We start from the raw sequence: 26,071 nt of genomic DNA on the forward strand, positions 1-26,071 counted from the left end.
TGACATTATTATAAATTAATATAAGTGAACTCTATATTTTTTTTGTCAAAGATCTCTTTTTCTCTACCTTGGCAAGTAAAAATAAGGGTTTGACTAAAATTAGACTCTATTAATAAATCTAATGCTCTTTCTGTTCTAATATCATCATATTGAACAAAGGTATCATCTAATATTACTGGGAAATCCATCCCCCTATATATCATATTTATAAAAGCTAATCTTAATGACAAGTATAATTGATCATTAGCTCCATTACTTAATATTGCACCTGGTAGAATATCTCTTCCTTTTCTTACCTTCATATCATAAGAATCTGATACCATAACATCTTCATATTCCTTATTGGTTAAGGTTTTGAAATAATCAATTACATTTGAATTAAGTATATTACCAAAGTTGCCTCTTACCTCTCTAATTGATTCATTCATAATTTCTATTGCAATTTCTGTTGATTTAAGTAGCTTTTCTTTCTTTTCTATCTTTTCTTGAACATCTTGAATTTCTTCTTCAATTACAGGTATTGCTCTTTTTCCTAAGAATCTATTATTTAAGTGATTTTCAACATCCTTAATTTCCTTTTCAACTTCAATTAATTCATGAGATTTTAAAGAAACTTGATTATCTATTTCTTCTTCTGATGAATAACTATAATTAATATTTTCATTAATAATGTCTTTTAAATCTTCTTTTATAGCTTCTATATCCTTGTCCTTAGTTAAAGCCTCATATGCTCCTTCTATATTTTCTAAAGTTTTTAAAATTTCATCTCTTTGTTTAATTTTTTCTTTAATCTCTAATAATTTTTCTTCAAGTTCATATAAATCTATGTTTTCTAAACCTATATATTCTAGCTTTTCTCTTATTCTCTTTTCTCTAATAGCTAATTCTCTATTTAATTTTTCAATGGATTTTTCTTCTTTATCTATATCAATTTTTATAGATAATACTTCTTTGCTTATTTCTTCATATTGAGAAATCATCCCTATTACTTTATTAATATCATCAGTATTAGCTAGTTTTAAAATATTATTTATAAAGTCTTCATTTTTTCTAAAATTTTCTTTAACTACATCTATATTTAAAAACTTAACTTGGGATTCTTTTTCTGATATTTTAATATTTTGTTTTTCTAAATAGCTGTTATAATCATCAAATAGCTTTAATTTTTTAATAAAATCCTCATAGGAGGATGCCTCAACTAACTTAGTATGTTTAAATATTTCCTTTTCTATATTCCTTATATCTTCTTCTAATGCTTTAATATTTAAAGAAGACTTACCTTCACTTCCCATTTCCATTTTTAAAGTTATAGTTTTATATAATATAAGAACTAAAATTCCAGCTGTAAATCCAACTAACAACATATTTTTTCTATAGAATATTATTAAAGCTATTAAAAGGATAATATTTATAAGAGCTGCTAATGAAAAAATTCTAAAATTATTTTTTAATTTCTCTGTTTCTAAATTTGATTTATTAGTATAACTTTCAGCTTTAAATTTAAGTTCCTTTAGTTTATCTTCATATTTATCTAATAAGGTTCCTATTTTTTCCCTAATTCCTTTAAAATTTATTGCACTTCCTATATATCTTTCCTTTTTAGATATATCTTCTTTTATTAAATTTATTTCTTTATTTAATTCCTCATATTTTTTAATCTTTTCTGTTAAATTATCCTTTTCCATAACTGCCTTCATAAAAGCATTTTTATCTTCACTAGATAATTCTTCAATAAATAGAAGGTTCTCGTAACCTTCTCTTTTAGCAGAATAAATTTCTTTACTTTTACTTAAACTTTTTTCTTCTTCGTTCTTCATATCTAAAAGACTAAAGTAAAGGGAATTTTCATCCTTTATATCATTAAGTAAAACTTCATCTATAATTCCATTTCTAGAAGAAATACTTTCTTCTATATATCTTTCTTTTTTCTTTAATTCTTCTCTTTTCTTTAAATATTCAGTAATTTCCTCATATTCTTTTTGTAATTTTGATTTTTTTAAATATTTTTTATAGATATCTAGATTTTTAATTTCTGTTCTTAAACCAGCTCTCTTTTCTCTTAAGAATATTAAATTATTTTCCATATCTATATTTTCTTCTGATAACTTATATCCTTCGTATTTTTCTTGATTTAAATCATTAAGCCTATTTCTTAATATATCTAATTCTCCAGTCTTTCTAGCAGTAGATATAGACTTTTTAATAGTTTCAAGCCTCTCTATAGATTTTTGAGCAGATATATTAGTATCCTCACTATCAAGTAAATTAGCTGCTTTATCTATTATTTCTTCCTCTTTATCCTTAGAAATTGCAACACCTAATTGATTTATAAATAGCGTCTTAAAGAAGGTAGATGAGTTTACATTAAAAAAATATCTTCCTGGTTCATCCTTTGGAATTTCTGTAATAATTTCTCCACTTTCTGCATCTAATATTTCAGATGTATCTTCTTTTTTAGTAACGCCAAAGCTTCTTTTAATTATATATTTTCTATTATTATGAGTTACATATAACTCCCCTCTTATTTTTTCCCCATCTATTGGAGCAAACCTTACTCTATCATTGTTCTTCAAATCCTTAGTCCTTTTAGAGTTCATTCCATAAAGCCAAACTCTAATAAAGTTTTGAATAGTACTTTTCCCCTTTTCGTTTTCTCCATAAATTAAATTAATTTTTTCTTCAAAGTTAATTTCCTTATCTTTCAATCCTGCAAAAGAAATTATATTAATTTTATTTATAATCATTTAAATTCACTTCCTCATGGGATAGAGATTGTATTCCTAGCTTTAAAGCCATTTTTAAAATCTCCTTATCACAATCTTCCTCTTTCATTTTTTCTAATAGTTTTTTTGCATAAACACCTTTGATAGAATAATCCTCTGATATTTTATCAAAGTCTAGCTTAACTTCTGTTTTATCAATAACCTTTACAAAATAGAAATCTCTTTTTATTTTTTCTAATATTACAGCTTCATTAAGATTAATATAAGATTCTATTTCACCTTTAAGTATTATCTTATATAAATTATTTTTTCTATCTTCTTCATTAATAGCTGATAGGATTTTAAGTCTTACTTCATCATAACTTACAGAATTACTTATATCTATTTCTTCAACATAATAATTTCTTTTTGATGTTCTAATAAAGTTTAAATTTACTGCTCCCTTTGTTACTTCACCTAATATGATTCCTTTATCTCCAACTTCATCAAAACCTCTTCCTTGTGGACATCCTGCATAAGCATAAAAGGTATTGTTTTCTCTTAATATTCCACTAAAATTATGCCTATGGCCAATGGCAATATAATCTAATTTACTGTTTTCAATATCTTTTATAGTCATTGGATTATATTCATTTCCATCATCAGTATTAGAAATGTCTCCATGTATAGTCATTATGTTAATGTAATTTTCTTTAATATTAATATTCTTAAGCATACTTTTTCTTACATGGTATTCATTAAAGGCAGCTCCCCAAACTACAGTATTTAAGTCTTCTAAAACTACATTTTCTATGCTTCCTTCAAATATATGAACATTTTCTGGCCAATTTATCATCTTATAAAAGGATTTCTCATTATAAGGATCATGATTTCCAGGTGATATAAATACTCTTATGTTATCTATTCTTTCAATTTGATTTTTAATAAATATCAGTGTTTTCTTATTTATAGTTAAATTGTCAAAAATATCCCCAGTTAATAATAATATATCAACAGAATTTTCCATAGCTATATCTATTATCCTACTAAATACCTCTAATAATTCTTCTTTACTAATCATAGAGATGTTTTTATCTAAGTCCTTAAAAGGGGTATCAAAATGTAAATCTCCTGCTTGTAATATCTTAATCTTCCTCATATTATCACCTTTAAATTCTACGAACTTTTGTTCTATTTTATCATTTTTAAATTACTTATACAACAAGAAAGGGGATAAATATCATATTCAGGTCTCCGTCGTAAACTCCAAGTCGACTTCATATGATATTTATCCCCTTCTATACTGAAGGTAATAATTCCTCTTTTCATTCGGAATTATGAAAGTGTCTTGAATATCATTATTGTCAATTAACTATTAGTATTATTTTAATTCCGTCACTTCGCTCCAAGTGGCCGTCATATAACATTTATATCCTTCTATACTGAAGGTAATAATTCTTCATTGCATTCAGAATTATGAAAGTTGTCTTGAATATTATTATTGTCATTTAACTATCTGTATTATTTAAAGTCCGTCGCAAGCTCCAAGTCGCCAGAACATAATATATATATCCTTAAATACTGAAGGTAATAATTCCCCTTTTCATTCGGAATTATGAAAATTGTTTTGAATTCTATTATTGTCATTTAACTATTAGTATTATTTTAAGTCTGTCGATTTCTTCAAGTCACACTAGCACTATATTATTATCTCTTATATCTAAAAGTAACGGAGTTTAAAGATAGAATTACAATATTGATGTAATATCAGTATTTTATGGAATTATATTACAATTATAATGTATAATACAAGTATATAATAATACACATTTGTATTATATTGAGTAATATAATAGATATTTATATTGAAAGGAGTATATGATAAGAAGTGAAGAAGTGGTTATTAACATTTACTATTCTGTTAAATTGCATCGTTATGACTATGTGTACGAGTGAAACTATAACTAAAGTAACGTATCAGGGTGAAAGTTTAAATTGGGAATCAACAATGATATTTGATGAAAACGATAAGTATATACTTAATATTAAGTATATAGGGCAAGAAGAACAGTTGCCATTAAAGGCTACTTTAAATGCAGAATTCTTATCAGGTAACAGTACGGGTGGATATTTTGAGTACAGTGAATTAACAGCCGAAAAATTTGGAGGTTTTACTTTTGAAGACGATTATGATAAAGATATATTTGGCTCTGTATCAAAATCTAAGAATAAAGATAAGTTGAATGTAGTTATAAAATGGAATAATACAGAAGAAACTATTGAATTAAGTAAAGTTAATAATAATGAAAGCGATTAATATTAGACTATTAAGAAGTGATTAATTTATAGGAAATAAGCAATTGTAATAAATTATATATTTGTAATATAGGGGTGAGGAGAATAAAAATAAAGATAAGAAAGCCTATAATAAAGCTATGTATATTAATATCAATTATTGGTGTTCTATCATATTTGATGTATTTAATTGGCTACGTACCTATTATAGGAAATCTGATTGCAGAAAAAAAGTTAAGCAATTATGCTACTATACAAAAAGGGAATACACAAAAGGTTGAAACAAAATATGATTGGTATAACGCTAAATATCAGTCTGTTAAGGGAAATCTTAGTTATCGACTACAAAGGAATACAATTTATGATGAAAATGTTTCAGAAAAAGTTAGTTTATCAGCAGAAACCCAATATAATAAAATTAAGGAAGAGTTTCCACAAAATCTAAGTTTTCCTAAAGGAATCACAGTTTGGACAGAATTTGATGCAGATAATTATTCAATAAAAAGTCAAAGGCTTTATCTTTTGGGTGTATATAATACAGAAGATATATCAGAAGAAGAGAGCAAAAAAATGTGTGCAACTATTGCAGATAAATTTATAAATCTCATGGGTGAAGATTATAATTTTACAGGAATACAGATTATTTACTATGATAAAAATGGAGGCTATGAAAGTGCAATTTCTTCTAATGGATTTAAAAAGTTAGACTATGGTGAAATACTTTCTAAAACAGAAAAAGTAGATAGATTGCCAGAAGACTATTTAAATTGGCTATCAAAACAATAATGATATTGAAATTATTTTAATAGTGCAATTCATAATTGTAGTAATTAAACAGTTTATTAAGATAAAAGAATAAAAGGTATTTTTAGAATACTATTAATTACTTTATATCAATATAACTTAAAAATGTAACAGTAAAATACTATGCAAATATTATAATAAATTCTCAATTGTATTATTTATTATTTAAATAATATAGAAATTTATAAGGAGGAATTTTAATTGTTTGGAAAAGATAAAAAAGATAAACGATTTGTAATTAAAGAAGAACAAGCTTTAATATGTGGAGCTTTATATGTAGTTGTTGATACTCTTACAGGAGTAAATTATTTAATGACTGTTGGAGCAGGGCAAAATAGTATCATACCATTGCTAGACTCAGAAGGTAAAGTGATTGTTGATAAATAAATAAGTAATATTAAAACTATTTATTTTCTTTACGTGGAAAGAAGTTTTTTGAAAATTATATAACACAAAAAAATATAAATTATTGGGGGTAAAATATGAAAAAATTATTGCTATTAATTGTAATTTTGAGTTCGTTAATTATTAGTGGATGTACTCAAAGTAAAGACTTTACAATTAATTATAAGGAATTTACCGATGAACAAAATGAAATATTATCACTAACTGGTAATAGAGCTTTTAAATATGATTTAAAAAACTTACCTGAAGATAAAAGCTATGAACTGCAGGTAGTATATGAAACTTATGAAAACAAAGAAAAAGTAAAAGAAAAAATGATATTTGCTATGGCATATGGACCAACAGAAGATAAGATAGAAGATACTAATTTATCAATAAATATACAAGAAAATAAAATAAAACTAATGTCTGGTGGAGCATATACTAGTTTTGAAATAGAAGAAGATATTTCTAAATTTACAAACTATTATTTTACTGGAACTAGAATAATAGATATAGGTGATGAAGTATATTTATTTCATGCTAATGATGGCGGAATGGGTTTACCCATGAATAGACTAGGATCCTTATCAAAAGAAGATCTAGATAGATTACTTGAGATAAATAAAACTAATATTTTCATAAAGTTAGTATGTCAATAAACTAGATATAGTAAAACCAGCCTCTTAACAAGAAACATCTTTCTTTCCAGCTAATAATAATCATTTTTAGGCTGCACACAGCTTGTAGTCAAAAAAATGGGCGCCCTTTATTGGTAGCGCCCTAATTATTTTCATAAAAAATTAAATTAATTCTTATAAATTAATTAGTAATCTTAATATCTCCCAATCCAACGCTAACATCAAAAGTATATTTTTCTTCATTTGATGTCTTTGCAGTTATTTTTGCCTCTCCAAGTCCAGCTTTTGAAGTAATATTTATTGGCGCATTAACTGGAACCTTAATAGTTGCACTGCCCATTCCACCCTCAAATCTTAAATCTCCATTTATATCTCCTAATGAGACATTAGTTTCACCAATTCCACCTTCTATATTGATTTCACCTGTCTTTTTACTTGTCTCTAAAGTTGTCTCTCCAACTCCACTTTTTAATTCTATTTTATCAAAAGATATTTCATGTAAAGTTAGTTCACCCACTCCACTACTTATTTTAATATTACTTAATTCTAAGTCATTAATTTCACATTCACCTACACCAAAGGCAAATTCAAAATCTCCATTAAAATTTCTAGGAATATCTATTACTAAATTACTTGAGGAGTCTGCCATTAAATTCTTATTATTTTTTGATTCTTCTATAATAATTAGTGTATCAGATTTTTTTTCCGTTTTAACACCTCTAGAATATTTACTTAACTTACCTGAAATTTCTATATCCGATCCATCATAATAATTAATTTTCACATTACTTACATCTATTTTTATATCTAATTTATTAATGTCAGTAATGACTTCAGATATGATAATATTCTCTCCACTATTAGTAGAATCATCTGTTGTAGCCCTATCATTCCACCAATTGTTTCTACTTTCTATTCCAAATTTTACTCCACAGCCAGCTAACAATGTAGTTAAAGCTATAGCTACTGTGATACCAATATATTTTTTCACTTTATTCACCCCTTTAAATTATATCTAATTTTTTATCTAAATGATAAATTGCTAAATAAACTATAAAAATAATCCAACTTAAGCTTAATAGAGAGTGTACCAAATCAATTTCAATAAAAGTTCCTATCTTCATATAAATATAAGGTAAAAAGTTTGTTATTGTTTTAATGATTCCTTCAACAATACCTTGAATTATGCTTCCACCTATTACTACTGATAGAATATATAAAGCTGTATTTTTAATATAAGATGAAAAAATCACCATAAAAGAAATAATGATAATATATGCAATTATTGTTCCATACATTACTGCTATAGAAGATAAATTAACTAAATCTCTAAGGCTATTACCTGAAATTAGAGTCATTAACATTGTAATAAAAACTATTATGCCTTGAATTAAAATAAACTCAATAATTTTAGCTATTATAAATTCATGAGATTTTATTGGTAATGTAAATAGTAATTTCCCTTTTTCTTTAGAAATTTGTGTTTGAAATCTAACTAAAGACCATATGAAATTTATAGATAAAAAAGTTACAATAAATCCTATATTTAATAATGAAATCATTTCTCCAAGTATTGGTATCCTAGCAAACATGCCAATAAAATTAAAACATAAAATAACTAATCCAACTATATAGAACACTTTACTTTTACTCATATGGTATTTCCCAAAGCTATACTTTAATAAATTAATAATGTTTTTCAAATTCTACACCCCTTCCTATATTATTCTGCAAAAATCTTTCTATATATCTGGTCAATTGATTCCTTATACTTTTCTCTAAGTTCTTCAGCATCTCCATGTTCTATTATTTTTCCATCACCTAAGAAAATAACTTCATCAAATATTCTTTCAAGTTCACCTATATAATGGGTAGTTATTATCATGGAGCTATCTTCTGATAAGTTTTCTAGAATTACATCAAGTATTTTTTCTCTAGATACAGGATCTACTCCTGAAATTGGTTCATCTAACATATAAAGTTTAGCTCTTCTGCTTAAAGCTAGTGATAAATTAAATTTTTCCATCATTCCTTTTGATAAATCTCTTATCTTAGATGAACTATCTAAATTCATAAAGTCTAAATAGTAATCCATCTTTTCTTTATCAAAATCATTAAAGAAATCTACATATAAACTTATTGCATCTTTTATTTTCATAGACTTATTAAAAATATTTACATCCTGTAGAAAAGATATATCATTTTTAGTTAAAACACTTTGAGGATTTCCATCAACTTTAATTTCACCATTATCAGCCTTTAAGAATCCTTGAATAACATTCAACAAGGTTGTCTTACCTTGTCCATTAGGTCCCATTATTCCTAATACTTTTCCCTGTTCTAAATTAAAACTTATTCCTTTCAATATTTCTTTTCCCTTTATTCTTTTACTTATATTATTAACCTCTAATAAATTACTCATTTTAATCCTCCTTATATCTCTCTGATATAATTGCTAATATATTATCTTTAGTAAATCCTAATGATTTTGAATCCTCTATAAATTTATCTATAGCTTCGTTAAATAATTCCTCTCTTAAAGAATTAATTTTTTCTTCATCTTCAGTTACAAATTTCCCAATACCCCTTTGTGTGTAAATTAGTCCTTGGTTTTCTAGTTCATTATAAACTTTTTGTATTGTGTTAGGATTAACTTTAGCTTCACTTGCATATTCTCTAACAGACAAAACTCTTTCTCCTCCTTTTAATTCTCCAGAAACTATTTTCTTTTTCATATAAGCAATTATTTGAAGATATATAGGCTCTTTTGTATTTAATTCAAGCACCATAAATTTATCTCCTTTCTATACAGTACTAGTGTATTAATTAAATAGTACACTAGTACATATATATTTGCATCTTTTACTAATGATGTTAATTCTCCATTTCATGGACTTATTTTCAATTTACTCAGTATCTCTCTATTTTTCTTAATTTTAAGAATATTTCAACAAAAAAGAAAGAAACCCATTAAAGTAAAATATAAAATTTTACTTTAATATAGGTTTCTCCCTTTTAGAACGGTAGAATTACTATATTCTTTGGCGGTATATCCATCCTGTTTTAATACCTTAGGTTCTTTGTTCCTGTGGCTATTTTATTGAATTTTCGTATTGTTCTACCATTCTTTTTACCATTTCGCCACCAACGGAACCACATTGTTTTGAAGTTAAGTCTCCATTATAATCACTAAATGGAACTCCTAACTCTGCTGCAACTTCATTTTTAAATGCACTTAATCCCTTTCTTGCTTCTGGAACTAATGTTTTAGCCATTTGTAATTCCTCCTTTGGCTGTTGGTTTAGTAAACAACTTTTAAATGAAGTGTTTATCAATTAAAAGCTTTGATGTTTACACTATTATATTAACCTGATACAAGTTTTATATTCCTAGTAATTACTGGCTACACTAGTATTATTATCTACAAATTTTATAAAGGATATTTCATTAAGTTATATAAAGTATACCTAAGAAAATTGCAATATAGTGCAAAGCACTTCCTAACATAACAAATAAGTGCCATATAAAATGATTGTAAGGCATCTTATCTATTGAAAAAAATATACATCCTACTGTATAAGAAATCCCTCCAAAAACTATAAGCATTAAAATATTGAAAGGTATTAATAAAATTACTGTTTTTATATTTATTACAATAGTCCATCCCATTAGTATATATAGAATTGTAGATAAAAGCCCAAATTTATCTATCCAAAAAGCTTTGAATACTATGCCTACCACTGCAATTACCCACAAGAAAAGAAGTAAATACATAGATTTCTTATCAGTATTCAAAAATATTAATATAATTGGAGTATATGTTCCAGCTATTAATAAATAAATTGATGAGTGATCTAAGATTCTAAATATCCTTTTTACTAATTTTCCAGGTATACTATGATATAGAGTAGATCCTAAATATAGTATAAATAATGCTATACAATATACCCAAACTCCAATAATTGCATAATTACTAGAAGTTTTAGAGGCTTTTAAAATTAGAAATATACTTCCTACAATTGATAGTATAGCTCCTACTCCATGAGTTACAGCATTTGCAATTTCTTCTCCCTTAGTATAAAAATTATATTCAAATTCTTCCTTTTTCATGGTATCAACCTCCCCAATTTTAAATAATTATATCTCAATACCTATAATATTATTCTTTTAATTTCTTATGTATTTGAACTATATTTTCTTCTCCAGCCGTAACTTTCTTATTATTTTCAAAGTATATATATTTATTATTTTCTAAGCCTTTAAATATAATTGGAGTTATTGGAGACTTAGCTTTTTCCTTTATAAGTTCTAATGTAAACTCAATTAGATTATCGCCCACATTTACTATATCTCCTTCTTCTACAAAAGCCTTAAATCCTTCTCCTCTTAACTTTAAAGTATCTATTCCTATATGCATTAATATATCATAGCCATCTAAAGTTCTAATGGTAATAGAATGTTTCTCCTTAGCTAAGGTAATAACCATACCTTTAGCTGGTGATTTTAAAATATTATCACTAGGGTTTATTGCAAATCCATCTCCAATTATCTTCATAGAGAATATTTCATCTGGAACTTCTTCAAGTCTTACTAAATTCCCTGAAAGAGGAATACTTATTTGCTTTTCAGTTTTTATACCACTTTTAATTTTCTTCAATTTATTTTTCTTCTTTACTACTATTTCTTTTCCATCCATAATATCCTTCATTTGTTCTTTAATAATATCTGATTGTGGACCAAAAATAGCTTGAATATTATTTCCTATTACCATTAAATCTGCTGCACCTAAGGCTTTTAACTTATCTTTATTAACCAATGAAAATTTATTTACAGTTACTCTTAATCTAGTTATACATGAATCTAAATATTTAATATTTTTGCCTCCACCAAAGGCATTTAGAATTTCATAAGGAAGTTTTTCACTAGACATATCTATATTTATATTATTTTCATCCTCTTCTCTTCCTGGGGTTTTTAAATTTAGACTTCTTATTATGAACCTAAATCCTAAATAATATACTATAGCAAATCCAAGACCTACTATAATTACCCATACCCAATTTGTTCTATTAGGTATTACTCCAAATAATATAAAATCTATTAATCCACCTGAGAAGGTTAATCCAATTTTAACATTTAATATTTGCATTATCATAAAAGATAGTCCTGCAAAGATGCAATGTATAGCAAATAAAACTGGTGCTACAAATAGAAACATAAATTCTATTGGTTCTGTTATACCAGTTAAGAATGATGTTAGTGCAGCTGAAAATAATATTCCAGCAACTAGCTTTTTCTTTCCCTTTTCTGCTTCATTATACATAGCTAGTGATGCTGCTGGAAGTCCAAACATCATAAATGGATATTTTCCAGTCATAAATGTACCTGCTGTAAATTCTACTCCATCCTTTAATTGAGCAAAAAATATAGATTGGTCACCTACTATTAATTGACCTGAAGAATTTATGTACTCTCCAAATTGATACCAAAAAGGAGTGTACCAAATATGATGTAATCCAAAGGGTATTAATGCTCTTTCTATAACTCCAAAAATAAATGCAGAAAGAGTTTCATTTGTACTAATCATACTTCTAGAAAATTCTAATAAAAAATTTTGAACAGGAGGCCAAATAATTGCCATAATAATCCCTAGTATTAATCCTGATATAGCTGTTACTATAGGTACAAATCTCTTTCCTGAGAAAAAGCCTAAAAATTCAGGCAATTTTATATCATGAAACTTCTGATATAGAACAGCTGAAATAAGACCCATAATAATTCCTCCAAAAACTCCTGTAGATAAGGTTGGTATTCCTAATACAGTAGTATACATTGGATTATTTGGAACTTGTGATATATCTACACCAGCAATTATACCTGTAGTAACATTCATTATTAAAAATCCAACTATTGCAGCTAATGCAGCAACTCCATCTCCAGTGCTCATTCCAATTGCAACTCCAACTGCAAATATCAATGGTAAATTAGTAAATATTATACTTCCTGATGTTGACATTATATCTGCCGTTATTTGGAATCCATGTCCTGATAGAATAGGAAACATATTTAGAAAATCTTGATTTTCAAATAAAGTACCAATCCCCATTAATAGTCCTGCAACTGGTAATAATGCTACTGGTAAAGTTATTGCTTTCCCTATCCTTTGCAAAACCCCAAAGGATTTTTTGAAAAATAAGCTAATATCCATTTTCCCTCCTAAATAATTCAAATAAGGACTTAAGTAAAATTACTTAAGTCCAAAATTCTGAAAGATATAAATAATAATTAGGTACTTCTAAGTACAGAAATAACCCTATGAATATGCATAGTTAAATAAACTATTTCATCTTCATTAACATTATGATTATAATTTGCTTTAACATAGGCTTTCACCTTTTGAGCACATTCATATGCTTCTGGGTAACTCTTTTTAGCTATATCTATAAATTCACTATTGTCATCATTGTTTTGATTATTGGTGACCACCCTTTTTGCAAAATATTTTAAATGTGTTAATAACCTATCATAATTTAAATCATCTTCATTAAATTCTACTGAATAATAATATCTTATAATATTTAATACACCTTTAATTATATTAGTTGCAATAACAGATTCTTTTGAAGATTCTTGATAGCTTGCATTAACTAAATGTAATGCAATAAAAGCTGCTTCATCCTCTGGTAAATTTATATTAAGTTTATTATTAATATAATCTACTGCCCATAAAGCAACTGAAAATTCTTCTTTATGGATTCTTCTTATTTCATCTAATAAATCATTTTTTATTTGTATGTTATTTTTGTATCTTTTTATAGCAAAAGCAATATGGTCAGCTAAAGATATGTATATTTGTTTATCTAACTTTCTATCTAACTTTTTAGTAGCATAAGCAATTATTTCATGAGCTAATTCAAATATTCCATCTGGAATTTGATTTATTAATTTCTTTATCTTATTGCTCATTTTTTTATCATCTACAACAAATATTTTTTCAATCTTATCTTCTTCGATCTCCTGACCAACCTTTCTTTTAAAGGCGATTCCTGACCCCATAATTATTACTTCTTTTTTAGTATTAGGATCTATTGATACAACTACGTTATTGTTCAATATTTTTTCAACAATCATCTTACATTCTCCTTACACTTGGAAAATAAAATACCTAAACTAGAGTATACTAATACACCCCAATTTAGGTATTACCTACATTCCAGTAACAATCCACATACTTAATAAATATATCTTATCATTGTAAATTACTACTGTCAATATCAATAAATTATCTTTGCTTTGTTGGTAAAATAATTATAAATTCGCTGCCTTTATTAACTTCACTTTTAACAAATATCTCACCCTTATGTAAAGCCACTAATTGCTTAGTAAGTGTTAATCCTAATCCGCTTCCGCCAAATTCTTCAGATACATTATTATATGCTTGACCAAATCTATCAAAAATAGCATCATGATAACTTCTATCTATTCCTACTCCTGTATCTTTCACAGATATACTTACTGAATTCCCAAGGTCTGAAATTTTAACTTCTATCCTTCCTCCGCTTTCAGTAAACTTAACAGCATTACCAACTAAATTTACTATACACTTCTCTATCTCTGATTCATCACATTCTATTATCTTTTCTTCTATTTCTGGATCTATAATTAATTCAATCCCTTTTGATTCAACATAATTCTTCATAGATAAAACTATTTCTTCCACCAAATAAACTATATTATGTTTTTTAAAGTCTAACTTATATGATCCTGACTCTATTTTAGATGTATCTATTATGTTATTAATTAATTTTAAAAGTCTATTTGAATTTCTTCTTATTGCATCCATATAATAATATAATTTTTCTCTTGGAATAACTTTTTTATCATCATTTAATCTTGTTATAAGTTGTTCAACTGAAATTATAACATTTAATGGAGTTCTAAGTTCATGAGAAAGGTTAATAAAATAATTGTTTTTATATTTTTCATTTTGAATTAATTTATTGTACAGTTCTTCATTTTCTTTAAATTTCTTATTTAACTCATTAGACCTTTGCTCAACTAGGCTATCTAGTATCTTAACCCTATTCCAGATTATATATATTATCATAAATATTAACAATAAATAAATCATATATGCAAAGGGACTTTTCCATGGCTTTACTCCTACTGTAAAACTTACATTTGTAGGCCTACTCCATTCTCCAGTAGAATTTCTTGCACTAACTTTAAAGGTATATTTACCACCTTCTAAGTTAGTATAACTGGCATAATTTCTATTATCCGCTAATATCCACTCATCTTCTAATCCTTCTAGCTTATAAGCATATTGAATCTTTTTTACGTTTCTGTAATCAGGCAAAAAGAAATTAAAGTGTATATTATTACTTTTATACTTTAAATGTATTTTATTTAAATCTAAAAGTTCATCTTGATTCGTATATGCACTTCCTATAACTACGCTAGGTATAAAGCTCTTTTCTTTTAATTGTTGTGGATAAAAGGAAGTTAGTCCATTAGTTCCACCAAAAAACATTTCTCCATCATTAGCTTTATGATATGCAAAACCATTAAATTCATTACCTGGTAATCCATCTGCCACATCATAATTAATAAATTTATTGTTTTTTATATTAAATTTGGATATACCATAATTGGTACTCATCCAAAGATTCCCTTCATCATCAACTAAAATCCCATAAATAAAGCTATTATATAAACCATTATTTTCATTATACCTAATAAAACTTTCGTCTTCTCTATTGAATTTGTTTAACCCATATGCAGTTCCAATCCAAACATTATTATCTTCATCTACAGCTATACTTTTTACTGCATCAAAACTTAAACTTCCTTTATTATCTACTTCATTTTTATATACTTTTATTTCTTTAGTATTTTTATTTATTCTAATTAAGCCACCTTCTAAAGATGCACCTATCCATATATCCCCATCTTTATCCTGAGCTATTCCTGAAAACATAGTATCGGATATATCATTATTCATAAATAATTCATTATAGGATTGGAAATTATTTTTTCTATCAAAGGTGCAAACACCATTTTCAGTAGCTATCCATAAATCACCATCTTTATCTATAAATAAACTTCTTATATTATTTGATATTAAAGAATTTTCATTTCCCTGGAAATACTTTGTAAACTTATTAGTGTTTTTGTCATATTTTGTTAATCCATTTTCAGTACCTATCCAAATCTCATTATCAATTCCAGTAATGTCTCTTATACTATCATCACTAATAGAATTATCATCCCTTGAGCTTTTGTATTTAGTTATAGTATTATTTTTTTTATTTATAATATTTAAACCATTTTGAACAGTTCCAACCCAAATAAGGCCATCATTATCTTTATATATTCCAGCTATCATATTGTCACTTAATGAATTACTGTCTAAATAATCTTTCTTATAATTAGTAAAGGAATTTTGATTATTAAAAATACTTATTCCATCATAAGTTCCTACCCATATTGATCCTGAATTATCTTCTGTTAAAAACAATACATCATCACTAACTAAACTTTGTAGATCATATATCCTTGAAGTATAATTTATAAACTTATTATCCTTCTCATCTAATCTACTAAGTCCTTTATTTGTTGCTATCCAAACTGTTTTATTTTTGTCCTTATATATATTTCTAATTGAGTTACTAGCAATAGAACTTGAATCATTTGGGTTATTACTGTAGTGCTCTATGTTATTTGTTTCTATATTTAACTTATTTAATCCACCGTTATATGTACCTATCCACAAATTATTACAATCTAAATATAAATCATATATAAAGTTATCTGAAATTGAATTACTTAATCCATCTGCATAATAGTAAGTAATTTCTCCAGTTTTCCTGTTAACTTTATTTAACCCTCTATCTTTAGTTCCTACCCATAGGTTTCCCTCTAAATCTTCATCTATAGCATAGATAACTTGGCTAGATAATTTATTATTAATGTCTTCATCTGAATATAATCTTATAAAGTTATCCTTTTCTTTATCATATAAATTTAATCCATTTTCCGTTGCTATATACATATTTTCATTTGAATCAATTAATATTTCAGTTATATTATTATCAGATAAGTTACATCCATGGATACCTGCAATATATATTTTTATCTCATTTGTTTCAGTATTTATTTTATTTAAACCTCTCCCAGTACCAACCCATATATTTCCATTTTCATCTTCAGTTATGGCTGAAATATAATTGTCACTTATACTTTTATCATAACCTTCTCTATATCTATATACTTCAAATTCATGTCCATTATATCTATTTAAACCATCTGTTGTTGCTATCCACATATAACCTTTGCTATCTTGAAATAAATATTGAGCTGTGGTTTGAGATAATCCATCTTCTACAGTTATTCTTTTAAAAACAATATTCTTTTTATCATTATTAACTGCACTGACTTGGAAACATAAACTATTAAAAATAATACCTATTATTATTGAAAATATTATTATTTTCCTCTTTTTATATCTCATATAAATTATTCTCCACTAAATAATAATCAATTTTATAGTTTATATTATATACTTTAATATATAAAAAATATATATAATAAAAAAAAAGACTAAAAAACAAATTTTTTAGTCTTTTGATTTTGGCAGGGGCAGTAGGAATCGAACCCACAACCAACGGTTTTGGAGACCGCTACTCTACCAATTGAGCTATACCCCTTCAACAAAAGTTATTCTATCATGACAATTTAATACTTGTCAACAAAAATATTATAAAAAAAGTCAGTAATTAAATTACTGACTTTTTGGCAGGGGCAGTAGGAATCGAACCCACAACCAACGGTTTTGGAGACCGCTACTCTACCAATTGAGCTATACCCCTTTGCGTGACAATAAATATTATAACTTATGTATATCTAAAAATCAACTACTAATATTACTTTTATTTTTTAATTCTTCAAGAATATTAATAACATTTTCAGTTAATACATTTATTTCACCTTCAGAGCTTAACCCAACATAGGTATATTCTCTTTTCATTTTTCTCTTTAATTCATTTAAATTCTCAACATCTTTATCGTAAATAAATATATTTTTTGTTAATTCTTCTTCATCTATTTCTTCATTATTATCCTTTAATTTATTTACTTGTATTCCTAAATCTCTAAATAAATAATCAAATTTATCTGTATTAGTAAATATTTTATAATCCTTATATTTACTTAATTCTTCTTTAGATTCACTTAAAAATTTATCTAAATCTTCAGTTACTTTCTTATAATTGTCTTCATAGAAGCTTCTATTTTTAATATCTCTTTCTTGTAATGAAGTTTTTATATTATACAAAGCTATTTTATATTCGTTAAAACCTAATAGATAATAAGGATTTTCTTCATTTTCTTTTGATAATGATTTTATAATAGTTCTTATTCCTCTACTGGCGTTTATAACTCCTACATTAGAGTTTTTGGAATTATCTAATATAACATTTATCCAATTTTCATAACCTAAACCATTATATATAAACAGGTCCATATTTAATACATTATTTATAGTATTTTCACTTATATTAAAATCTTGCATTTCTTTTTCACTACTAAATAAATACTCTACACTATGTTTATCTAAAGTTAAAGCTTTAACCATATTATATAGTTCTTTATTTACTGTTAATATATTTAAATAAGTATCCCTTTCTTCATCTAACTCATCTGTTGGATTTGCCATAAGAGGATTGTAGGAAAATGTTAATCCAAAAAATAATATAGAAGTAAAAATAACTAAAGCATATGTTAACTTCTTCATGTTAATATCCTCCTGGAAATTATAATAATCTAATTATATATATATTGTATCTTATCATGAGCGAAAAAGAATTACAAATCTTTTACATATTAGTAACAAGTTAAATTATGTATATATTTTTAACTTTCTTTTTTTCTTCATTTTAGATAGAATATATATTAGTATAAATTCCTTAGAAAGGAGATTTCAAATGAATTTTAATGTTAATACTATAGAAGAAACAACTAATCTTGGATTTGCTATAGGTAAGTTATTAAATCCTGGTGATATAGTATGTTTAACTGGAGACTTAGGAACTGGAAAAACTCATATAACTAAAGGAATAGCAAAAGGTTTAGAGATAGATGAATATATAACTAGTCCAACATTTACTATAGTTAATGAATATGACTCAGGTAGAATTAAACTATATCATTTCGATGTTTATAGAGTAAGTGATCCTGATGAAATTTATGCTATAGGCTTTGATGATTATATTTTTTCAGATGGAGTTTCTATAATTGAATGGGCTAATTACATTGAAGAAATATTACCTAATGAATACTTACATATATTAATAGAAAAAGATTTATCTAAAGGAGAAAATTTTAGAAATATTACTATTACTCCTTATGGTGAAAGATATAATTATATAAAGGAGTTAAACTTATGATAGTTTTAAGTGTAGATTCAGCCTCAAAAGTAGCTACTGCAGCTCTTTTGGATGAAAATAATTTAATTGCAGAATACACAATTAATAATAAACTAGAGCATTCAACTTTAATTATGGACATGGTTGATAAACTTTTAAAAGACTCTAGCTTAGATATTGATGATGTAGATGGATTTGTAGTTTCAAAGGGTCCAGGTTCCTTTACTGGATTAAGAATCGGAATGGCTACTGTAAAAGGCTTAAGTTTTGGTTCAAATAAGCCTTACATAAGTATATCTAGTTTAGATGCCCTTGCTTATTCTCTTGTAAACTTCAATGGAATAATATGTCCAATAATGGATGCTTTGAGAAGTAGTGTTTATACTTGTCTTTATAAAGGAAATAATGGAAATTTAGAAAAACTAATAGATTATTCAGCTTTAGAATTAGATGAATTAATAGATTTATTAAAAGAAAAGGGTGAAGATGTTATTTTTACTGGAGATGCAGTAAATAAACATAAGGATTATTTATTAGAGCATTTACCTAATTGTAAATTTGCGCCAAATCATCTTAGTATTATAAGAGCCTCTTCCTTAGGCGAAATAGGTATAAAAATGTTATTAAATAATGAACAAGATGATTTAAATTCATCTCCATTTTATTTAAAGAAACCTCAAGCACAAAGAGAATTAGAAAAAAGGTTAGCATTAAAAAATGAAAATAACTTATAATTTAATGACTAATAAAGATGTTAATGGAGTCTTTGATATATCAAATGCTTCTTTTTCTATTCCTTGGAGCCTTGAGTCAATTAATGGAGAACTAAATAATCCATTGGCTAAATATATAGTTGCAAGGGATGAAATAAATGACCTAGTAGTTGGATTCGTTGGAATTTGGATAGTTGTAGGTGAAGGAAATATAACTAATATTGCTGTCCATCCAGATTATAGAGGAAATGGGATAGGAGATAAATTATTATCTTCATTAATAAATTTGTGTTCTGATTTAAACTGTTCCTTAATAAATTTAGAAGTTAGGGAATCTAACTATAAAGCACAAAATCTATATAAAAAGTTTGGTTTCAATATAGATGGAATTCGAAAAGGTTACTATGAGGATAATAAGGAAAATGCAATATTAATGAGTAAAATATTATACTCTTAAATTAATAGAAGGAGCTGCTTAGGCAGCTCCTTCTAATTTGCTTCTTCTAATAATACTTCCTCATAATTTTCTTCTTTTTTTCTCATATGTTTAAGTATGATTATACCTGTTAAAGATGAGGCAATTAAATCGCTTAATGGTTGTGCTATCCAAACTCCATTTAATCCTAGATTAAATATTCTTGGTAGAATCACTATAAATGGAATTAATAGTATCACTTGTCTTAATAGACTTAATATCATTGCAGTCTTTGCTTCACCAATTGATTGAATATAGTTTGTTCCAGTAATTGAAACTCCAACTATAGGTAACATTAATAAGTATATTCTTAATCCTTTAACAGAAATATCCATAAACTTAGGATCTTTATTAAATATTCCTATTATAGCTTCTGGGAAGCTTTGAACTACTATAAATGCTACTACCAATATAATAGTTGCAACCATAAGTGATAATTTATATGCTTCTTGAGCTCTTTTCTCTTGCTTAGCTCCATAATTAAAGCCTATTATAGGCTGTGCTCCTTGATTTATACCAAAAATAGGCATCAAGCACATAAGGGCAACTGAAGATATTGTAGCCATTGCTCCTATTGCAATATCTGTTCCATATGTTCTAAGTACATTATTCGCTATAACTTGAACTAAACTAGCTGCCATTTGCATTGCAAAAGGTGATAAACCTATTGCTAATATTTTTATTACTATATCTTTATTTATCTTTAAGTTTGATTTGAAAAATCTTAGATTTGATTTTCCACTTAAATAATATCTAATACCTATTATGGCTGTTATTAATTGTGAGATAATAGTTGCAATAGCTGCTCCTTGAATACCCATGTTAAATATAAAGATAAATACAGCATCTAATACTATATTAGTTAGGCATCCAATAATCATAATTGTAGCAGCAAGCTTTGGATTTCCATCACCTCTAATAGTATTATTTAAAGTAAATGCTACCATATTAAATACTGTACCTAATAGTATTATGTATATATATGATTTTGCATAATATAATGTACTTTCACTTGCACCAAACTTAGTTAAAATAGACTCTCCAAAAACTATTCCTATTACAGTTAATATAACAGCAATTATTATAGATAAAGTTATAGCATTTCCTATTACTTTTTCTGCTTCTTCTTTTTTACCCTGTCCTAATTTTATAGAAATAGTAGTAGTTGCACCAATTCCAACTAGCATACAAAATCCTAAAACAATAGTTGTTATAGGTAAAGTCACACCTACTCCAGTAATTGCCAGTGAACCAACCCCTGGTATATTACCTATAAAGATTCTATCTACTACATTATATAAAGCATTAACTAACATACCAATGATAGCTGGCACTGAATATTTTAACAGTAATTTACTTATCTTTTCTTTTGCTAGTAATTCTTGTGTACTCATTAAATCATACTCCTCCTATATACACTTTTTTAATAAATTTAAAATTATTTCTTTTTCTTCTATAGTTAAATTTTTAGTTAAGTTCTTTTCCCAACTTTTCGCAACCTTGTATATATCTTTCTTATGTTCCATACCTTTTTCAGTTAAGAAAATTCTATAAGCCCTCTTATCTTTTTCATCAGGAACTTTTGTAATAAAGCCTTCAATTTTTAATTTTTTAATTGCTCTAGCTGTTGTACCCTTATCTATTTTTAGCTTTAGTGATAAATCCTCCTGCCTTACTCCATCTTCTTTATATAGCTCCATTAAAAAATTAAATTGCCCATATCCCAATCCTAAATGACATAGCTCCTTTAAAAAGAATATATTTCCCATTCTTTGAATTTCTGATATATATTTAGCTATATTTTCACATTCTAATTCTTTCATAGCAAACTCCTAAATAACTAAGTTTAATACTCTTAATATATAACAATATAGTTGCATTTGCAACTATATTATTATATCATATAAAAAATAAATCTCAATATAAAAAAAGAGCTGTATAAACAGCTCTAAATTTTATCTTATTATTTTAAACGGAACCAAGGCTCCCTTTTCTTCTATTATTTAAATTTGAATCTACTTGGAAAATTGCTACTGATATCTTCTTATATAATACATAAGTTATTCCTGATACCATTATAGCTTTTATACCATTGAATGGTAGTAATCCTATAGTTACGTATTGAACCAATTCATTAGGAGCCATTTGCATCCCATATGCTGGTAACAAGAAGTACACATTAGCTATAATTCCTACTATTTCCATACATATAGTTCCTAATAACATTCCAAGTAAAGCTGTTTTTTTGCTCTTATTTCTATTATAAACCCATGCTGCTGGAGCAACTAGAGAAACCCCTACTATAAAATTAGCCATTTCTCCAACAAAACCTGTCCCAGTTCCCTTAACAATTAAAATTAATAAATTTTTTAGTAATTCGATTAATACCCCTGCCATAGGTCCAAAAGCAAAAGCTCCCATAAGTGCTGGAATATCGCTTAAATCAATTTTAAGCCATGGAAATGGTAAAAATGGTATTGGAAAATCGAAGTACATAAGTACCACTGCTATGGCACCTAAAAGTGAAATTTTAATAAATTTGTTTAGATTTTTGTTTTGTTGATTGTTCATTTTAATTCCTCCCAAAAGATATCCCCTGGGGCATGGGTTAGTTGCTTAACTCTGATAGTAATTTAACAACTTTTCTTATAACTTTAAATATTATAGATAAATAAAAAACCCTAATGTAAAATTACATCAGGGATTAAAATCATAAGAAATAAGATTTGCCAAATTAAATACATAATAAGCAATATCTAACACCTTACCTTCTTTCATCCAGACTATACTGTCGGCCTCGGAGTTTCACCGAATCATGCTAAAACTAGCGCGCGGGCTATACCGCCGGTGGGGAATTACGCCCCGCCCTGAAGATAATTTATTTATACTCTTATTATATTCCTATTTCTAATTACTTGCAAGTAAATTTTTTAACAATCTTCTTCTTTTATTCCTTTCATAGATAAAGATATTCTATGTCTTTTGCTATCTACTTCAAGAATCTTTACTTTAACTATATCACCAACTTTAACTATGTCTAAAGGATGCTTTACAAATCTATCTGCCATTTGGCTTTTGTGAACTAATCCATCTTGGTGAACTCCAATATCTACAAAAGCTCCAAAATCTGATACATTTCTTACAGTTCCCATTAATACCATACCTTCACTTAGATCCTTTAAGTCTATTACTCCAGTTTTTAAAATAGGTTTTGGCATTTCATCTCTAATATCTCTTCCTGGCTTTTTAAGTTCTTTAATAATATCTTCTAAAGTAAGTTCTCCTATATCTAAATCTTTAGATATATTTTTTATTCCTTTTTCCTTCACTCTTTTATCTATATCATTAAGATTATTTTCTTTTAAGTCATTATCATTATAATCTAGTAAGGCTATTAAATTTCTAGCTACATCATAGGATTCTGGATGTACTGAAGTGTTATCTAGTGGTTCTTTACTTTCCATAACTCTTAAAAATCCTGCACATTGCTGGTAAGCCTTTTGTCCAAGTCTCTTTACTTTTAAAAGTTCTTTTCTACTTTTAAATCCACCAACTTCATCTCTATAAAGAACTATATTATTAGCAATGCTTGAATTAATACCTGCTATATAAGTAAGTAATGAAGGTGTTGCAGTATTTAAATCTACTCCTACCTTATTTACTGAATCTTCAACTACTCCAGTTAAGGATTCGTCTAATTTTTTAGGTGTAACATCATGTTGATATTGGCCAACTCCTAAAGCCTTTGGATCTATTTTTACTAATTCTGCCATAGGATCCTGTAACCTTCTACCAATTGATATAGCTCCTCTAACAGTAACATCTAAATCTGGATACTCCTTAGTTGCAAGCTCTGAAGCTGAATATACTGATGCCCCTGCTTCTGATACTATTACATAAGACACCTCTTTGCCAGTTTCCTTTTTTATTTCTGAAATAACTTCTGATATTACTTCTTCAGATTCTCTAGATGCAGTTCCATTTCCTAAGGAAATTACTTCTACATTATGTTTATTAATTAAATTTTTTAATACTTCTTTGGTTTCTTTTACTTTATTTTGTGGTGCTGTTGGATATACTGTAGTATTTTCTAAAAATCTTCCTGTACTATCTAATACAGCTATTTTACATCCTGTTCTAAAGCCTGGGTCATATCCCATTACAACCTTTCCCTTAATAGGTGGCTGCATAAGTAATGCCTTTAAGTTTTCTTTAAATATCTTTATTGCTCCATCTTCACCCTTATCTGTTAATTCATTTCTAACTTCTCTTTCTATAGATGGATATATTAATCTTTTTAATGAATCTTTAATTGCAATTTTTAAATATTCATCAGAAATATTATTTCCTTTTAATATTTCTTTTTCTAGATAAGATATTATCTTATCTTCATTAACAGTTATCTTAACAGTTAAGACCTTTTCCTTTTCCCCTCTATTTATGGCTAAAATTCTATGAGGTGGTATTTTAAATACATCTTCACTATATTCGTAATACATTTCAAAAGGAGTATTTTCATCACTTTGTCCCTTTGATTCAATTTTACCTTCTTTAAATACTAAGTTTCTTATCCATTTTCTATATTTAGCTTCATCTGATATTTCTTCTGCAATAATATCTAAGGCTCCATTTATAGCATCTTCTTCAGTAATTACTTTCTTTTCTTCATCTATATATTTTTTCGCTTCTTCTTTTATATCACCTTTAAATTCTCCAGATAAGATAAGATCTGCCAAAGGCTTTAATCCTTTTTCTAGTGCAATTATTGCTCTTGTTCTTTTCTTTTGTTTATAAGGTCTATAAATATCTTCAACTTCTGTTAAAGTTAAAGCCTTTGCTAAAGATTTTTGAATTTCTTCTGTCAACTTACCTTGTTCATCTATAAGTCTTAATACATCTTCTTTTCTTTCTTTTAAATTCCTAAGATAAATTAATCTATCTTGAAATTTTCTTAATACCTCGTCACTTAATGCTCCAGTTTGTTCCTTTCTATATCTAGAAATAAAGGGAACAGTATTACCATCATCAAGTAATGAAATAACATTATTTACTTGAGTTAAACTTATTCCAAGTTCCTCTGCTATTCTTCCTGTTATATCAACCATAGGTTTCCTCCTAAAAAAAATCATATTACTATTATAATACAATTTTATGCTTTTATATATTATCCTATTGATATTATGTAAAATAAAGTTTATAATTGTAATTGTAAAATATTTACAATTAGGTGATGTTATGAATAAATTTTCTATATTTATTAATAAAATAATTAATATACTTCTAGTATTCTTTATAATTTTTATTGTGTTGAATCAATATTATATAATAGAATTTTCAACTACTCTTAAATATATACTTTACTTTTTAACTTTAATTCTAATTTTAATTTCTTCTACAAAAGAAATAATAGTTAGTAAATCTGGATTAACAAAATTTATAAACTGTATCATTTTGTTTAGCTTCATAGTTGGTGGAGTTTTTTCTATACTTTCTAATAAAATAAACATTTCCATATATATATGTATATTATTTTCCTTTACAAATGGATTTATTGATCTTATATATAAGAAAGCTTAAGTTTTTTAAATTTATATTTGTTATATTTTAAAGCCTTAATTAATAGTATTAACTA

At 26.5% G+C, this 26,071-nt stretch carries 23 protein-coding genes, 2 tRNA genes and 1 riboswitch; of the genes, 7 read left to right on the forward strand and 18 right to left on the reverse strand.

Annotated elements, in window-relative coordinates:
* Window positions 1-8: 8 nt before the first annotated feature.
* The gene (locus ACFYH6_RS15725; RefSeq protein ID WP_416180016.1) at window positions 9-2,744 is read right to left on the reverse strand and encodes an AAA family ATPase; all 2,736 of its coding nucleotides are present in this window, start codon (window positions 2,742-2,744) and stop codon (window positions 9-11) included.
* Window positions 2,731-3,861, reverse strand: a complete 1,131-nt coding sequence (locus ACFYH6_RS15730; RefSeq protein ID WP_416180015.1) for a metallophosphoesterase family protein — start codon at window positions 3,859-3,861, stop codon at window positions 2,731-2,733. Before ACFYH6_RS15730 ends, ACFYH6_RS15725 begins: the two co-directional genes overlap by 14 nt.
* Window positions 3,862-4,590: 729 nt before the next feature.
* Between ACFYH6_RS15730 and ACFYH6_RS15735 the strand changes: the two genes are divergently transcribed.
* The 4 genes from ACFYH6_RS15735 to ACFYH6_RS15750 all read left to right on the forward strand — a co-directional run bounded on the left by ACFYH6_RS15735 (window position 4,591) and on the right by ACFYH6_RS15750 (window position 6,847).
* Complete coding sequence (locus tag ACFYH6_RS15735; RefSeq protein ID WP_416180014.1) at window positions 4,591-5,019, forward strand: hypothetical protein; 429 nt, start codon at window positions 4,591-4,593, stop codon at window positions 5,017-5,019.
* A gap of 155 nt (window positions 5,020-5,174) precedes the next feature.
* A complete protein-coding gene (locus ACFYH6_RS15740) occupies window positions 5,175-5,783 on the forward strand; it encodes a hypothetical protein (protein ID WP_416180013.1) in 609 nt (202 codons plus the stop codon).
* Window positions 5,784-6,002: 219 nt separating this feature from the next.
* The gene (locus tag ACFYH6_RS15745; protein WP_316344531.1) at window positions 6,003-6,188 is read left to right on the forward strand and encodes a DUF6440 family protein; all 186 of its coding nucleotides are present in this window, start codon (window positions 6,003-6,005) and stop codon (window positions 6,186-6,188) included.
* 95 nt (window positions 6,189-6,283) lie between these two features.
* Window positions 6,284-6,847, forward strand: a complete 564-nt coding sequence (locus ACFYH6_RS15750; protein ID WP_416180012.1) for a hypothetical protein — start codon at window positions 6,284-6,286, stop codon at window positions 6,845-6,847.
* A 160-nt stretch (window positions 6,848-7,007) separates the two neighbouring features.
* Here the strand turns inward: ACFYH6_RS15750 and ACFYH6_RS15755 are convergent, their stop codons facing one another.
* From ACFYH6_RS15755 to ACFYH6_RS15810, 12 genes are all read right to left on the reverse strand, one after another.
* Entirely contained in the window at window positions 7,008-7,817 is an 810-nt protein-coding gene (locus ACFYH6_RS15755) for a DUF4097 family beta strand repeat-containing protein (RefSeq protein ID WP_416180011.1), read from the reverse strand.
* A gap of 13 nt (window positions 7,818-7,830) precedes the next feature.
* On the reverse strand, window positions 7,831-8,529 hold the full coding sequence (locus ACFYH6_RS15760) for a hypothetical protein (RefSeq protein ID WP_416180010.1): 699 nt from the start codon (window positions 8,527-8,529) through the stop codon (window positions 7,831-7,833).
* 20 nt (window positions 8,530-8,549) lie between these two features.
* Window positions 8,550-9,248: an ABC transporter ATP-binding protein gene (locus ACFYH6_RS15765; protein WP_416180009.1), complete on the reverse strand. Its 699-nt coding sequence runs from the start codon at window positions 9,246-9,248 to the stop codon at window positions 8,550-8,552.
* A gap of 1 nt (window position 9,249) precedes the next feature.
* The gene (locus tag ACFYH6_RS15770) at window positions 9,250-9,615 is read right to left on the reverse strand and encodes a GntR family transcriptional regulator (RefSeq protein WP_316344524.1); all 366 of its coding nucleotides are present in this window, start codon (window positions 9,613-9,615) and stop codon (window positions 9,250-9,252) included.
* Window positions 9,616-9,918: 303 nt separating this feature from the next.
* Window positions 9,919-10,101, reverse strand: coding sequence for an alpha/beta-type small acid-soluble spore protein (locus tag ACFYH6_RS15775; RefSeq protein ID WP_316344522.1), 183 nt, complete (start codon window positions 10,099-10,101; stop codon window positions 9,919-9,921).
* Between the two features lie 172 nt (window positions 10,102-10,273).
* A complete protein-coding gene (trhA, locus tag ACFYH6_RS15780; RefSeq protein WP_416180008.1) occupies window positions 10,274-10,936 on the reverse strand; it encodes a PAQR family membrane homeostasis protein TrhA in 663 nt (220 codons plus the stop codon).
* 49 nt (window positions 10,937-10,985) lie between these two features.
* On the reverse strand, window positions 10,986-13,034 hold the full coding sequence (gene ptsG, locus ACFYH6_RS15785) for a glucose-specific PTS transporter subunit IIBC (RefSeq protein WP_416180007.1): 2,049 nt from the start codon (window positions 13,032-13,034) through the stop codon (window positions 10,986-10,988).
* A 77-nt stretch (window positions 13,035-13,111) separates the two neighbouring features.
* Window positions 13,112-13,957: a BglG family transcription antiterminator LicT gene (licT, locus tag ACFYH6_RS15790; RefSeq protein ID WP_416180006.1), complete on the reverse strand. Its 846-nt coding sequence runs from the start codon at window positions 13,955-13,957 to the stop codon at window positions 13,112-13,114.
* Between the two features lie 151 nt (window positions 13,958-14,108).
* Window positions 14,109-17,339 (reverse strand): ligand-binding sensor domain-containing protein, encoded by a 3,231-nt coding sequence (locus tag ACFYH6_RS15795; RefSeq protein WP_416180005.1) that lies wholly within the window; start codon window positions 17,337-17,339, stop codon window positions 14,109-14,111.
* Between the two features lie 120 nt (window positions 17,340-17,459).
* A tRNA-Trp gene (locus ACFYH6_RS15800) sits at window positions 17,460-17,535 on the reverse strand.
* An 86-nt stretch (window positions 17,536-17,621) separates the two neighbouring features.
* Window positions 17,622-17,697 (reverse strand) — tRNA-Trp (locus tag ACFYH6_RS15805).
* Window positions 17,698-17,738: 41 nt separating this feature from the next.
* Window positions 17,739-18,620, reverse strand: coding sequence for a metal ABC transporter substrate-binding protein (locus ACFYH6_RS15810; protein ID WP_416180004.1), 882 nt, complete (start codon window positions 18,618-18,620; stop codon window positions 17,739-17,741).
* A gap of 190 nt (window positions 18,621-18,810) precedes the next feature.
* On the opposite strand from ACFYH6_RS15810, the gene tsaE reads away from it, so the two are divergent.
* The 3 genes from tsaE to rimI are packed head-to-tail and all read left to right on the forward strand — an operon-like array spanning window position 18,811 to window position 20,421.
* Window positions 18,811-19,272 (forward strand): tRNA (adenosine(37)-N6)-threonylcarbamoyltransferase complex ATPase subunit type 1 TsaE, encoded by a 462-nt coding sequence (gene tsaE, locus ACFYH6_RS15815; protein WP_416180003.1) that lies wholly within the window; start codon window positions 18,811-18,813, stop codon window positions 19,270-19,272.
* A complete protein-coding gene (tsaB, locus tag ACFYH6_RS15820) occupies window positions 19,269-19,985 on the forward strand; it encodes a tRNA (adenosine(37)-N6)-threonylcarbamoyltransferase complex dimerization subunit type 1 TsaB (RefSeq protein WP_416180002.1) in 717 nt (238 codons plus the stop codon). The genes tsaE and tsaB overlap by 4 nt, the downstream gene beginning before the upstream one ends.
* A complete protein-coding gene (gene rimI / locus ACFYH6_RS15825; RefSeq protein WP_416180001.1) occupies window positions 19,969-20,421 on the forward strand; it encodes a ribosomal protein S18-alanine N-acetyltransferase in 453 nt (150 codons plus the stop codon). Before tsaB ends, rimI begins: the two co-directional genes overlap by 17 nt.
* A gap of 32 nt (window positions 20,422-20,453) precedes the next feature.
* Here rimI and ACFYH6_RS15830 read toward each other — a convergent pair whose 3' ends face one another.
* The 4 genes from ACFYH6_RS15830 to ACFYH6_RS15845 all read right to left on the reverse strand — a co-directional run bounded on the left by ACFYH6_RS15830 (window position 20,454) and on the right by ACFYH6_RS15845 (window position 25,544).
* Window positions 20,454-21,833 carry an MATE family efflux transporter gene (locus tag ACFYH6_RS15830; protein WP_416180000.1) on the reverse strand — a complete coding sequence of 460 codons (1,380 nt, stop codon included), beginning with the start codon at window positions 21,831-21,833 and terminating at the stop codon, window positions 20,454-20,456.
* A gap of 15 nt (window positions 21,834-21,848) precedes the next feature.
* On the reverse strand, window positions 21,849-22,262 hold the full coding sequence (locus tag ACFYH6_RS15835) for a MarR family transcriptional regulator (RefSeq protein ID WP_316344958.1): 414 nt from the start codon (window positions 22,260-22,262) through the stop codon (window positions 21,849-21,851).
* A 145-nt stretch (window positions 22,263-22,407) separates the two neighbouring features.
* A complete protein-coding gene (locus ACFYH6_RS15840) occupies window positions 22,408-23,010 on the reverse strand; it encodes an ECF transporter S component (protein ID WP_416179999.1) in 603 nt (200 codons plus the stop codon).
* Window positions 23,011-23,201: 191 nt separating this feature from the next.
* Window positions 23,202-23,318: riboswitch (FMN riboswitch) on the reverse strand.
* Between the two features lie 51 nt (window positions 23,319-23,369).
* Window positions 23,370-25,544, reverse strand: coding sequence for a Tex family protein (locus ACFYH6_RS15845; protein WP_416179998.1), 2,175 nt, complete (start codon window positions 25,542-25,544; stop codon window positions 23,370-23,372).
* Window positions 25,545-26,071 lie beyond the last annotated feature (527 nt).

The sequence above is a fragment of the Clostridium sp. HCS.1 genome, assembly GCF_047900555.1.
In the GTDB taxonomy this organism is placed as follows: domain Bacteria; phylum Bacillota; class Clostridia; order Clostridiales; family Clostridiaceae; genus Clostridium.